This is a genomic window from Pontivivens nitratireducens (assembly GCF_014235845.1).
Taxonomy (GTDB): Bacteria; Pseudomonadota; Alphaproteobacteria; order Rhodobacterales; family Rhodobacteraceae; genus Pontivivens; species Pontivivens nitratireducens.
This window is the reverse complement of the sequence record NZ_JACJUQ010000020.1, coordinates 1-12,497: the sequence shown is the minus strand read 5'-3', so window position 1 is coordinate 12,497 and position 12,497 is coordinate 1. Positions and strand designations below refer to the sequence as shown.

13 protein-coding genes are annotated in these 12,497 nt (G+C 58.0%); 11 read left to right on the top strand and 2 right to left on the bottom strand.

The features are described 5' to 3' along the window. The first annotated feature begins 12 nt into the window (after positions 1-12). From H1S03_RS15555 to H1S03_RS15520, 8 genes are all read left to right on the top strand, one after another. A complete protein-coding gene (locus H1S03_RS15555) occupies positions 13-558 on the top strand; it encodes an EF-hand domain-containing protein (RefSeq protein ID WP_043847211.1) in 546 nt (181 codons plus the stop codon). A gap of 39 nt (positions 559-597) precedes the next feature. Then, a complete protein-coding gene (locus H1S03_RS15550; RefSeq protein WP_043847215.1) occupies positions 598-1,065 on the top strand; it encodes a rhodanese-like domain-containing protein in 468 nt (155 codons plus the stop codon). 1 nt (position 1,066) lies between these two features. Further along, the gene (locus H1S03_RS15545) at positions 1,067-2,518 is read left to right on the top strand and encodes a multicopper oxidase family protein (protein WP_043847217.1); all 1,452 of its coding nucleotides are present in this window, start codon (positions 1,067-1,069) and stop codon (positions 2,516-2,518) included. Between the two features lie 70 nt (positions 2,519-2,588). Next, positions 2,589-2,732: a hypothetical protein gene (locus tag H1S03_RS15540; RefSeq protein WP_009824469.1), complete on the top strand. Its 144-nt coding sequence runs from the start codon at positions 2,589-2,591 to the stop codon at positions 2,730-2,732. A gap of 73 nt (positions 2,733-2,805) precedes the next feature. Next, the gene (locus H1S03_RS15535) at positions 2,806-3,396 is read left to right on the top strand and encodes a TVP38/TMEM64 family protein (protein ID WP_227512171.1); all 591 of its coding nucleotides are present in this window, start codon (positions 2,806-2,808) and stop codon (positions 3,394-3,396) included. An 87-nt stretch (positions 3,397-3,483) separates the two neighbouring features. Then, the gene (gene petA / locus H1S03_RS15530) at positions 3,484-4,041 is read left to right on the top strand and encodes a ubiquinol-cytochrome c reductase iron-sulfur subunit (protein WP_009824465.1); all 558 of its coding nucleotides are present in this window, start codon (positions 3,484-3,486) and stop codon (positions 4,039-4,041) included. A gap of 121 nt (positions 4,042-4,162) precedes the next feature. Beyond that, the gene (locus H1S03_RS15525; protein ID WP_043847221.1) at positions 4,163-6,508 is read left to right on the top strand and encodes a heavy metal translocating P-type ATPase; all 2,346 of its coding nucleotides are present in this window, start codon (positions 4,163-4,165) and stop codon (positions 6,506-6,508) included. Positions 6,509-6,593: 85 nt separating this feature from the next. Next, positions 6,594-7,457 (top strand): cation diffusion facilitator family transporter, encoded by an 864-nt coding sequence (locus H1S03_RS15520; RefSeq protein WP_227512169.1) that lies wholly within the window; start codon positions 6,594-6,596, stop codon positions 7,455-7,457. A 117-nt stretch (positions 7,458-7,574) separates the two neighbouring features. Here the strand turns inward: H1S03_RS15520 and H1S03_RS15515 are convergent, their stop codons facing one another. Continuing rightward, positions 7,575-8,288, bottom strand: a complete 714-nt coding sequence (locus tag H1S03_RS15515; RefSeq protein WP_247744727.1) for a Crp/Fnr family transcriptional regulator — start codon at positions 8,286-8,288, stop codon at positions 7,575-7,577. Between the two features lie 50 nt (positions 8,289-8,338). Between H1S03_RS15515 and H1S03_RS15510 the strand changes: the two genes are divergently transcribed. Beyond that, the gene (locus H1S03_RS15510; RefSeq protein WP_249777955.1) at positions 8,339-8,737 is read left to right on the top strand and encodes a hypothetical protein; all 399 of its coding nucleotides are present in this window, start codon (positions 8,339-8,341) and stop codon (positions 8,735-8,737) included. 69 nt (positions 8,738-8,806) lie between these two features. Here the strand turns inward: H1S03_RS15510 and lgt are convergent, their stop codons facing one another. Beyond that, complete coding sequence (gene lgt / locus H1S03_RS15505; protein ID WP_050672452.1) at positions 8,807-9,736, bottom strand: prolipoprotein diacylglyceryl transferase; 930 nt, start codon at positions 9,734-9,736, stop codon at positions 8,807-8,809. A 357-nt stretch (positions 9,737-10,093) separates the two neighbouring features. On the opposite strand from lgt, the gene H1S03_RS15500 reads away from it, so the two are divergent. Further along, positions 10,094-10,861, top strand: a complete 768-nt coding sequence (locus H1S03_RS15500) for a DUF3047 domain-containing protein (RefSeq protein WP_231886351.1) — start codon at positions 10,094-10,096, stop codon at positions 10,859-10,861. Between the two features lie 255 nt (positions 10,862-11,116). Continuing rightward, on the top strand, positions 11,117-12,274 hold the full coding sequence (locus H1S03_RS17730) for a multicopper oxidase family protein (protein WP_348429606.1): 1,158 nt from the start codon (positions 11,117-11,119) through the stop codon (positions 12,272-12,274). Positions 12,275-12,497: the final 223 nt, after the last annotated feature.

The window sequence follows — 12,497 nt, the reverse complement described above, 5'->3', positions numbered from 1 at the left end:
AAGGAATGAGAAATGAAAAAACAAGAAATTATTGCGCTTGGCGTGGTGATCGCGGTTGGCATGGCGCAAACAGCATTTGCGGAATCCGACGGGGCTGCCGACAGCAAGCCTGACAGCGGGAATATGTCCGGCATGGCGATGGGCGATGGCGACAATCAGATGGGCATGATGGGCGGGGACATGATGCCGATGATGCGAAAAATGATGAAGATGCATGCCGCTATGATGGGTGGCCAGGGCAACATGATGGGAATGATGGATCGGGACATGATGTCGACAATGATGTCCGGTGGACAGCCTCATGAAATGGCCGCGCAGATGTCCGAAAAAATGCGGGAGTTCGATGCGAATTCCGATGGAGCGTTGACACTTGACGAGTTCGAAGCCTTGCATATGGACGCAATGCGCGCGCGCATGGTAGATCGCTTTCAGCATCTCGATGCGGACGGTAACGGCCAGATCTCTCAGGACGAGATGGAAGATGCCGGTACACGGATGAGCAAAATGAACGGTACTTCCACCGGAACGGACATGGAAGGTCATCATGACAGCGAATAAGGGTCAAGCCTGCGGCACTCAGCTTGATGGGGGCAAATTATGGCCTTCTTTCTGACGCGCCGCGGCGCAAGCCTTGCGATGTTGGCCAGTTCCGTTGCACCTTTCTCGGCTGTCGCCCAGACCGCCGAGGTCTGGTCGGCGGACATGGCAGCAGATGCGCTGCAACAGGACCTGATCCGGATGATCGACGTTCGGTCGCGACCGGAATGGACCGACACCGGCGTTGCCGACGGTACCTGGCCCATCAGCCTGCATGAGGACCGTTTCGCCGAGCGGCTTTTTGCCGCCCGGGAACGGGCCGAAGGGCGGCCTGTCGCGCTCATCTGTGCGACAGGCGGGCGGTCTGGCCGCGTCATGCGAAGTCTTCGGCAGGCTGGCTACAGCGGCTTTCTTGACGTATCCGAAGGCATGCTCGGTTCTGCCGCCGGACCGGGCTGGATCGCGGGCGGTTATCCGGTCGTCAGTGTCGATATGGCTCTGGCGGCGCTGCCAGAGGAATTGAGTTGAAGTGAAACTGTTGAACCGTCGAGAACTGTTGGGCCATGCCGCAGGCTTTGGGGCTGCATTTGCCCTGCCATCGGCTGCATTCGCGGCATCGGACAAGAGGCTCGCGTATCCTCCCCTTCTCGATGCGACGACATCCCGGCTTTTTCAGCTGGAAGCCCGCACGGGCGAGACCCGTTTTGACGACGGTGCCGCCAGCGAAACGTTCGGCTACAACCAGGGATACCTTGGCCCGACGATCCGGGTGCAGGCCGGGGTCGAGACACGGGCAGAGGTGCACAACACGCTTGGCGAGCCGATGTCGGCGCATTGGCACGGGTTGGTTGTTGCCGGTGAGTTCGATGGCGGACCACATCAGGCCATCGCACCGGGAGACACCTGGAAGCCGGTGCTGGACCTTGACCAGCCCCCGGCAACGGCCTGGTATCACAGCCACATTCACGGCGCGACGGCACGGCAGGTCATGCTGGGGCTGGCGGGTGTTCTGCAGGTGACGGATGACGCGGATGACGCCCGTGGATTGCCATCCGCCTACGGGGTCGATGATCTGACCCTTGTATTGCAGGACCGTCAGTTCAACTGGCGCGGACGCCTGAAATACGATCCCGGCATGCACCAGTCCATGAACGGGTTTCAGGGCGACACAATGGTTGTGAACGGTCAAATCGGCGCGTCGGCAGCGGTTCCGAAGGGGATCGTGCGGTGCCGTGTCGTCAACGGCTCGAATGCGCGGGTTTACCGCCTGTCCATGTCTGACAGCCGGTCGCTTCATCTCATCGCGACAGATGCCGGATTTCTGGATCGACCGATTGCGCTGAACCGCCTGACCCTTGCACCAGGAGAGCGCGCAGAAGTGCTTGTGGATTTCACAAGCGGGCGGGACAGTGTTTTGAAGTCCGACGATATCATTAATTCGGCCATGGGCGGAATGATGGGCGGCGGCGGTTCCGGCAGTCCATTCACCGTGCTGCCTTTCGCTGTCGACACAACCCTTCCGGTTCGCATCGACGCCCTGCCCGGCTCTCTGGACGGGCAGTTGCCTGATCTTGCGGTCAAGGACGCGCCAGTCCGACGTCTGTCACTGGATATGTCGATGGGCATGGGGATGATGTTCTCGCGGTCCGGTAACCGATTTTCGATCAACGGCGCGTCATACGATTCGGGAACGCTCAATTTTTCCACCAAACTCAACAGCATCGAGCGTTGGATTGTGCGTGGGGCCATGATGATGCACCCGTTCCATGTTCACGGCGTCCGGTTTCAGGTCCTGTCGGAAAACGGTACGGCACCGCGTGCAGAGAACAGGGGTTGGAAGGATACGGTACTGGTGGATGGTGAAGTGGAGCTTGCGATGAAATTCGAAAAACCTGCCTCAGCGGCTGCGCCCTACATGTATCACTGCCACATTCTGGAACACGAAGACGGCGGCATGATGGGGCAATTCAGTGTTGCTTAGCGCAGAAATCCCTTTACCCTCCGCTGACAGGAACCTTTAGGGGAATCCTATTCCTCGATAGAGGTTTGAGATGAAAACCGAATTGCACATCAAGCGGCTGACCCTCGCCGGCGGGCTGTTGATCGTCATCTCTGCGCCTATGCATTTCATCTTGCCCGAGCAAAGGCCAATTGTCTTCGCAGCTCTCTTTCTTTTGGTGCTCCATGCCGCTTAGCAAACCGCGCCTGCATCGGGTTGGGCTATGGTTGGTGGTTGCGCTTGGCGTACTTTTGATAGCCATATGGGCAATGGGATATGGCCCGGCGATAGCCCGCGAGACTATCGAGGTCTGGATAGAGCGGGCCGGCGCTTTGGGACCGTTGCTCATCATCGTGCTCATGATGGTTTCGATCGTGGCAAGCCCCATTCCAAGTGCACCGGTCGCACTGGTGGCAGGCGCGGCGTATGGTCATGTTGCCGGAGCTGTCTATGTCGCCATCGGGTCGGAACTGGGTGCACTCGTGGCATTCATCATCGCCCGCTATATCGGGCGCGACCACGTTGAGCGCTGGCTTGGGGATAAGGCCGGTTTCGGGTTATTGGGCTCTCAAAATCTGTTGATGTTGACGGTGTTCGCGTCTCGCCTCTTGCCCTTCATCTCGTTTGACGCAATGAGCTACGCTGCCGGTCTCAGCCGCCTGCGCCTTTGGCGGTTCCTGATCGCAACTCTGGCAGGCATTCTTCCAGCCAGTTTCCTGCTCGCGCATTTCGGAGCAGAGGCCATGTCGGGAGATTTCGGCACTGCTGAGTGGATCATCATCGGTCTTGGATTGATGACTGCCGCACCGTTGCTGGTCGCAGCGCTCTGGCGAACAAATCGGTCAACCAACGCTTCCTAAGTCTGAGTATGTCAGCAAAAATGAAAACCGTGATTGCCTACTTTACCATTGACCTTCCCCCACAGGAAGCTGCGACCGTGAATCGCTATGGATACACAAACACCACAACTCCGCCGGGATTTCCTGTACTACGCCACCGCCGGAACGGGCGCGGTTGCCGTAGGGGCTGCGGTCTGGCCATTGCTCAATCAGATGAACCCATCCGCCGATGTCCGCGCGCTGTCCCAGATCCGCGTCGATATCTCCGGTGTGGAACCCGGAACGCAATTGACTGTCAGTTTTCTCGGCAAGCCGGTGTTCATCCGGCACAGGACCGACGCGGAAATCGCGCAGGCCCGTTCGGAAGATGTGCTTTCCCTTCCTGATACCGTCGCCAGAAATCCCAACATATCCGGAGATGACCTGGCCACCGATGCAAACAGGGCAGTGGCGGGAAATGAGAATTTCTTGGTCATGATAGGCGTTTGCACGCATCTGGGATGTGTACCACTTGGTGACGGAGCCGGCGATTTTGGTGGTTGGTTCTGTCCCTGTCATGGCTCCCATTATGATACAGCAGGACGCATTCGAAAGGGTCCGGCACCGGAGAACCTGCATATTCCCACGATGTCCGTTTCGGAAGACATGATACTGACCCTGGGCTGACAGGAGCTTCGCGCATCGCGAAGGCCCATAAAATTCATACGCAGCGTTGTCGGAAGAGTCTTGACCCTCCAGTAACTGGAAGGGTTATGTGTTCAATTGTCTTGAAAACGGGAATTAGAAGATGGCCACGGACCAAGAACATCATCACGACATGACGCGCACCTCGACCGCATCAGACCCAGATACAGCGACCGACCCGGTGTGCGGCATGACCGTCGAGATAGACGAAGACACGCGCAGTGCCGAGTATGATGGAGAGGTCTTTCATTTCTGCTCGGAAAACTGCGAAACCAAGTTTGGCAAAGACCCATTTTACTATGCGTCGGGAAACGCCCAAAAGACACCAGCACATGGCGAGGCCGGTACGCAATGGACCTGCCCGATGCATCCGCAAATCCTGAAGGATGAGCCCGGGTCCTGTCCGATCTGCGGCATGGCGCTTGAACCGATGCTTCCATCGGACGAGCCGTCAGAAGAGTTGTCCGATTTCACAACACGCATGTGGATCAGCGCGGCAGCCGCCGTTCCGCTGGTTATCCTGACGATGGGTGAACTGGTCGGCCTACCTGTGCGAGAATGGATCGGACATCAGACGGCTGTCTACATCGAATTCGTCCTCGCAACCCCGATCATTCTCTGGGCGGCTCTTCCCTTCTTCAAAAGGGGGTGGGAATCGATCAGGAATATATCGCCGAACATGTGGACCCTGATCGCGCTTGGCGTCGGGGCTGCCTATATCTATTCGCTTGCCGCAACATTCCTGCCCGGCATTTTCCCCGAAGCGTATCGAAACGGCCAAAGCGTCGGGACATATTACGAAGCTGCGGTTGTGATCGTTGCGCTGATCTTTGTCGGTCAGGTGCTCGAGTTGCGCGCCCGCGAACGGACGGGTGATGCCATCCGTGCATTGCTCGATCTCGCACCAAAAACGGCGCGGCGGATCCTGCCGGACGGGACGGAATATGACGCACCTCTCGAACACATTGTTGAGGGTGACAGGTTGCGGGTACGCCCCGGCGACAGCATACCCGTCGATGCCGAGGTCCTCGAAGGGCATTCATCTATCGACGAAAGTATGATCACCGGAGAGCCGTTGCCGGTCGAGAAAACACAAGGCGACCGGGTCACAGGCGGCACGATCAACAAGAACGGCACATTGGCGATCCGGGCCACACAGGTCGGTGCGGACACGGTCCTGTCCCAGATCGTGGACATGGTGGCAGGTGCAAAGCGGTCGCGCGCGCCGATTCAGGGTCTGGCGGACCGGGTATCGTCCGTCTTTGTTCCGACGGTTGTCGTCATTGCGATCATATCCTTCGTTGTCTGGCTGTTCTTAGGGCCCGATCCCGCGCTCGCCTTCGCTGTTACTGCAGCCGTATCCGTTCTTATCATTGCTTGCCCCTGTGCCTTGGGCCTTGCGACGCCCATTTCGATCACAACGGCGGCGGGCCGCGGGGCACAGGCTGGCGTTCTGATCAAAGACGCCGAAGCACTGGAACGCATGGCGCGTGTCGATACCGTCATCGTTGACAAGACCGGAACACTCACCGAAGGGCGCCCCAAGCTGACAGACGTGGTGCCCACGGGGGACAAGGCTGAAAATGACCTGCTGACAATGGCTGCGGCCCTCGAACGGGGCTCCGAACATCCGCTGGCCGAAGCAATAGTCGAGGGTGCGCTGGCACGGGGGCTGACGCTTCCGAACGCAACGGAATTCGAAGCCGTGACTGGCAAGGGCGTGAAAGGCATGGTCGATGGCCAGGTCGTGGCACTTGGGAATCCCGCCATGATGGCAGAGATCAACGTTGACGCTTCGATTGCGGAATTTGCTGCGGACGACCTTCGTGAATCTGGAAAGACAGCAATGCTTGTGGCGATAGATGGCACTTTTGCCGGCATTGTCGCTGTTGCCGATCCCATCAAGGAGTCCACGGCAGACGCCATCGATGACCTTCATCGCCTCGGTCTCAGGGTCATAATGGCAACCGGTGACAATCAGAAAACCGCCGAAGCCGTCGCCGCAAAGCTGGGTATTGATGAAGTCCACGCAGGCGTCTTGCCCGAAGACAAGAAGGCATTGGTGGACTCCCTCAGACAAGAAGGGGCCCGGATCGCCATGGCAGGAGACGGCGTGAACGATGCCCCTGCCCTGGCGGCGGCTGATGTGGGCATTGCGATGGGCACCGGTGCCGACGTTGCCGTGGAAAGCGCAGGCATCACCCTTCTGGGTGGTGATCTTGTCGGCATCGTGCGTGCGCGCCGATTGGCAAAGGCAACGGTGCGAAACATCAAGCAGAACCTGTTTTTTGCCTTCGCCTACAATACCGCAGGTGTGCCCATCGCGGCTGGTATTCTCTACCCGTTTTTCGGCCTTCTTCTGTCGCCGATGATCGCCGCCGCCGCGATGAGCCTGTCTTCGGTCTCCGTCATTAGCAATGCACTGCGGCTGCGACGGGTACGGCTTTAGTCGCAAACTAAGGAGATAGATGATGGCAGGCGGACATCAGGGGCATATGCCGTCCGGCGGCAAGGGGCTGGCGATATCAGCCTAGTTGACCGGCATCTATTTTGTGATTGAACTGGCGATTGGCCTATGGACAGGGTCAATCGCGGTCATCTCCGACGCGTTCCATACCTTTTCGGCCGTGGGCGGTGTGCTGGTCGCCATTGTCGCGGCGCGTATGGCGTTGCGTCCGGCGGATGAAGAGCGGAGCTTTGGCTGGGCGCGCGCCGAAATCATCGGCGCCCTTGTGAATGGCGGCTTCTTGCTGGCCATGGCGGTTGTTGTCATCGCGATGGCTGCCATGCGCATGTCTGCGCCAATTGATCTTCCAACGGGTCCGATGCTGATTGCGGCTGCCGGGGGGCTCTTTACGGAGTTCATTTCGCTTGCGCTGATCTGGAAGCAAAGCAAGGAAGATCTGAACACGAAGGGAGCGTTCTGGCATATCATCCAGACCTTTGTTGGCAGTCTGTTGATCATCGTGACCGCCCTCGCAATCGAATTCACCGGGTTTCTGCTGATCGACCCGCTGCTTGGCATGGCGTTCGGGTTTGTCCTGCTATGGGCGAGCTGGGGATTGCTGAAAGAAGCGGCGCATCTTTTGATGGAAGGCACGCCTCCCGAAGTGAGTCTGCCTGAAATCAAACGTACCCTTGAAGAACTGCACGAGGTTTCCGATGTTCACCATATTCATGCCTGGGCGCTGACAAGTGGCAAGCATGTCTTCTCCGCGCATCTGCGTGTCACAGATCAAGAAGAGGTCCTGCAAACCGCCTACGACATGCTGCGTAAGGACTTCGGGTTCTTTTTCGCAACCCTGCAGATCGAAACACGGTGCTTCGACGAAAGCGGCGCTGAGGCAATCGACCTTTCAGCGGCGAGCAGTAAGACAGGGCATAACGGCGATCTTTGAAAACAGGTCATCGTCGCGGGCAGCAATTCTCATTGTTATCGGGCAAGCGAAATACCCGCCAAGCTTTGCTACCGCACCTTTTGTTATCTCGAACCGGGCATGGTCCGGCTGATCCATTCAGGGGCGCAAATGATACGTTCCCCGGGTCGGATTTGCGATCCGGCCATCATTCACAAGCTTTCGCAAGGCCCGATAGGTGGCCTCGTGCGAAAGGTGCAGCGCGCTGGCAAAATCGACAACGGAGCTTTCAAGCAGGCCCGCCACCATACCGGCATAGACCCGTTCTTCTGCGCGGCGGATGCCTACGATCTCAAGCGCCTGACGTTGCGCTTGTATCTGCTGTGCCGCTTGCCGCGCATAGGCGCGTGCAAAATCCGGATCTGCAAAGGCAGACAAGACCGCCGCTTTGTCGATCTGTACAAACGCCCCAGCCTCCGCCACGACCGCATCGCAGTGGTATCTATCCGAAAACACCGATGCTTCGGCAAGGCTCATCCCGGGCTCGGCACGGTAGATGATAAATCGTTCGCCATCCGGGCCGACACGCTCAAGATGAACGCGCCCGCACTTAACAACATAAAGGCCGCAGGTCCGCGCGCCCTGACGAAAGACCGTATCCCCTGCGGCCCTCGTCAGCGGACGCAAGGCGGAGGGCGGTATGAGATTATAGGGTTCAGGCATCATATGATCCAAATCATATTTCAGGGTCCGATCAGGTACTAGGCTGAATCCGAATACACTCAGGAAAGGCTGGTCCATGCGACTGATACCCGTTCTCTTCGCTGTCTTGCTTGCGACACCCGTTACGCCGCAACAAATGCATTCATCCATGGGTCACGCGTCCGACGCCCCAGGAAACCGGCCAGTCCGCCTTCGCCGCATTGGCCGAAATAGTTGTGCTGCTCCAGGCCGATCCCGAAACCGATTGGGGCGCCGTCAATATCGACAAACTGAGGGACCATCTGGTCGATATGGACCTTTTGACACGAAAGGCAGAGGTCACCCGCATTCTGCGGCCCGACGGGGCACGGTTCGAAGTGCGTGGCAGCCCGCGTGTCCTGTCGGCCATCAACACAATGGTTCCCGCCCATGCACCGTTCCTTGCCGGTGAAACAGGCTGGAGTGTTGCGTCAGAAGAAATGGAGGATGGTGTCGCACTGATCGTGGGTGGCGATGGTGAACAAATACAGGGCCTTGGTTTCTTTGGTCTGATGACAATCGGTGTACATCATCAAGAGCACCATCTGATGATTGCGAAAGGACGCAAGCCGCATCATTGAGCACGCGCCCAAGGCTCATATGCGGACCCAGGCCGCAATGGTCACTTCGCCAACACTACGCTCGGATATTCACAAAGAATCTGATGTCGACACCAGATCCGCAGAATTAACCGTCACACGCCTGCGGGACCATACGATCAGGGCCGCGCCAAGGATAATCATCGGCAACGACAGCAGTTGGCCCATTGTCAGCCCATAGCCCGCCCAATGAACCGCATGTCCAATCGGGTTGTCCTGCGTGACGAACTGCATATCAGGCTGCCGGAAGAACTCGACAAGGAACCTTGCGCTTCCGTATCCCGCCAGGAACAGGCCAGTAAGGCTTCCGGGAAAGCGCAGCCAACCGCGTTTCCAGGCCAGAAAGATCAGGACCGAGCCAAGCAGGATACCCTCCAGAAGAGCCTCATAAAGCTGGGACGGATGGCGGCCACACAGGCCCACGACGCCCGCACAGGACTGGGCCGCCTCGCCGGGGAATGCCACCGCCCAGGGCACATCGGTCGGACGGCCCCAAAGCTCGTTATTGGTGAAGTTGGCCAGCCGACCGAGGAAAAGACCCGGTGGTGTTGCAACAGCGAGCAGATCCGCCGTTGATAGAACGGGTGCGCCGTTGCGATAGCAAAAAAGCAAGGTGGCCACGACCACGCCGAAAAAGCCGCCATGAAATGACATACCACCCTGCCAGACCATGAAGATTTCGACGGGGTTCTGAAAATAGTACTGAGGTTGATAGAAAAGCACGAACCCCAGCCTGCCCCCCACGATCACGCCCAGAATGATCCATGTCAGCAGGTCTTCCAGTTGCTTGGGTTGCAGCGGCGGCGCCCCGGCCCCCCAGACTGACGAAGAGCGGACCAATGCGACACAGATGCGCCAGCCGATAAGGAGGCCAACAATATAGGCCAGCGCATACCAACGCAGGGCAAAGCGGAACGATCCGATATCAACGGCAAAAATCTCTGTTCCGATGTCAGGAAATTGGATAATCGAAGTCAGCATTCTTTGTTACCTTTGCCTGTTTCACACAAGGCCACATTTTGTTTCCCGCAACGGACGTTGGCGCGTTCAACCCTGTTGTCCCCAGCCCAAAGCGCTGTGGTGAATGTGCCATCCTTGCGTGCGGGAGTCGGTTCCGTTGAACCAGAGATGACGCACATCGGCACCCGCGTCCATGTGTTCAGGCGCTTGTATCCCATGAGTTTTGTACTTGTTTGTAACGGTTGGAAGCTCCGCCGCCTACTGGATCCGTCCGTCGCGGGAAATCAGCCGATCAAGGTCGCGCTCCATGATCTGAATTCGCTCCCGCGTCCTGCAACGACCATTGCGCAACCACATCTATGATCACGGATATGTTCATTGAAGTTGCGCGCGCCCGGCACAATTCAACGGATCATGACGGCACATAATGGTGATAACCGGGATCAAAGCAGGACCAGCGGCATCGCAAAAGGAGTTCAGATGTTTATACGGTCCCTCGCAGCGACACTTTTCATCGCTTTTGTTGCATTAGCTGCAAACGCCCCGCCCCTCTATGCGCAAGGAAAGACAATTCCATTCGATGGAAGCTGGAAAGAACAGGGCCTCTTGCGGCTCTTTTCGAACGAGTACGGCCTGCAAGGTCGGCGGCTGGACGTGATTTCCGATGGCACGGTTTCGGTTCTCTGGCGTCCGGTCAGCGCAGCCCTTGGCACCGCAAAGGCAGCAATGTGGGAATGGTCCGTCACGCAGGGTGTTAAGGGAACCGACCTCACACGGCGCGGCGGCGATGATCGCAATCTTGCTTTGTACTTCATATTCGTCGATCCGCAGACCGCAAGCACGCTTGGCCGAACAACGGCGCGCAAATTGCTGCGTGATCCCAATACGCGGGCGCTGGTTTATGTCTGGGGTGGCAATCATGCGAAAGGCGCATTGCTGAACAGCCCCTACTCGACGGGTCTCAAATCGAAAATTCTGCAAACGGCGCAAACCGGCAACTTCACCGAGAATGTGAACCTGGATCGCGATTTCGTGCGTGCGTTCGGGGACATGCCAAAGGTTCTGGTCGGTCTTGCGGTGACAGCCGACAGCGATGATACCGACGGAAAGATCCTTGCGGCCATTCAGGACCTGCAGATACGTTAGGTGCTCTCCGGTATTCCGCCAAACCTGGGCGCCGATCTGCAATGTATCAATATATCTCGCCGGGACGCCCTTCCGCAACGGTGGGGGATGTGGGTTGCAGGCCCCAGAAACGGAATACACGGAAACCCATGCTTAAGCGTCTTCAGATGATGGTTGCGCTTGGCGCAGCCACGCTCCCCCTGCCCCTGAGTGCGGCTTCGGTGCCTGTCACCCTGACGCCCGGCCTTCACCCGGATCGGGTCGCGGGACATTGCAATGCTTGGATTCAATGGCACCTGTCCCGGCCCCGAAATCAGACAGCGCCAGAACGATATTCTGCGGGCGCGGGTGGAAAACGGGCTGGAGGACGGGACCCTCGTACACTGGCATGGCATTCGGTTGCCCAACGCGATGGACGGCGTAAACGTGCTGACACAGGATGTCATCATCCCGAATGAGGGTTACGAGTACCGGTTTCCGGTTTCCGGTTCCCGATGCCGGAACCTACTGGTATCACTCCCACTACCTTTCCTACGAACAGGTCGCCCGCGGACTGTTCGGCCCCTGATCGTCGAAGAACCTGCCCCGCCAGACGTGGATCAGGACATCACGGCCATCCTCTTCGACATTCGGCTTGATGACACCGGCCAGTTCGACATGGAATTCGACCGCGCTGATTTCATAACAGCAGGTAGGCTGGGGAACTTGATGACCACCTTCCTGTCGTCTGAGCAGGCGCGGCTGGGGGATCACATCCGGTTGCGTCTGATCAATCCGACACCGGATCGCATTTTCGAGATACGTATCGACGGGCTGACGGGCTTTTGTGTGGCCTATGACGGGATGCCGCTGCCCGAGCTGGTTTCGCTGGGCAATCTAAAACTCGCACCGGCGCAGCGCATCGACATCATCGCAGATGTGACGGGTGATGTGATCCTAAGAGAAACCGTGCCTTCGGGTGGCGAGGAACTGGGGGGCATTATGTTGAACGGTCAGCGACAAATCCGGTCTGCGCCGATAGCTCCCCTCCCCGCGAACCTCGTGCCCGCGCCCGGAGAGATCACGCAAACGGCAGATCTCTTCATGCAAGGCGGTGCCGGGGACGGCGCGCACGGCGGGTTCGGGGGCTGGGCCTTCAACGACGTGAGCGGTCTGCCGAACAAACCGCTGATTTCGGCAAGACGTGATGAAGCAGTGCAGGTGCGGATGGTGAACGACACTGCTTTTCCGCACGGTATCCACCTGCATGGCCACCATTTCTGGGAAACCGATCAGAATGGTGCGCGAACCCACCTTCGCGACACGACCCTCGTAGCGCCGGGCGAGACGATGACGATTGTGTGCGTACTCGACAATCCCGGCGCGTGGATGCTGCACTGCCATATGCTGAGCCATCAGGCTGATGGCATGGCGACCTGGATGCAAGTCAGCTGAGGTCGGAGCGGTGGTTGCGCCAACCGTTGACGCGAAGCTGTGCCACAACGGGATATCGCTCTTAACAACAAGCACAGGCCCGTCATACAAAAGTTTACATGGCACTCGCCAAAATTTGCCTATGCTCAGGTTGTGAATGACGCTGGTGTCGCGTTGCCCTTAAATCTGAGACACGACGCGTTCGGGGATATTTTTTGCCCTTAATTATGAGATTCGACTGCTA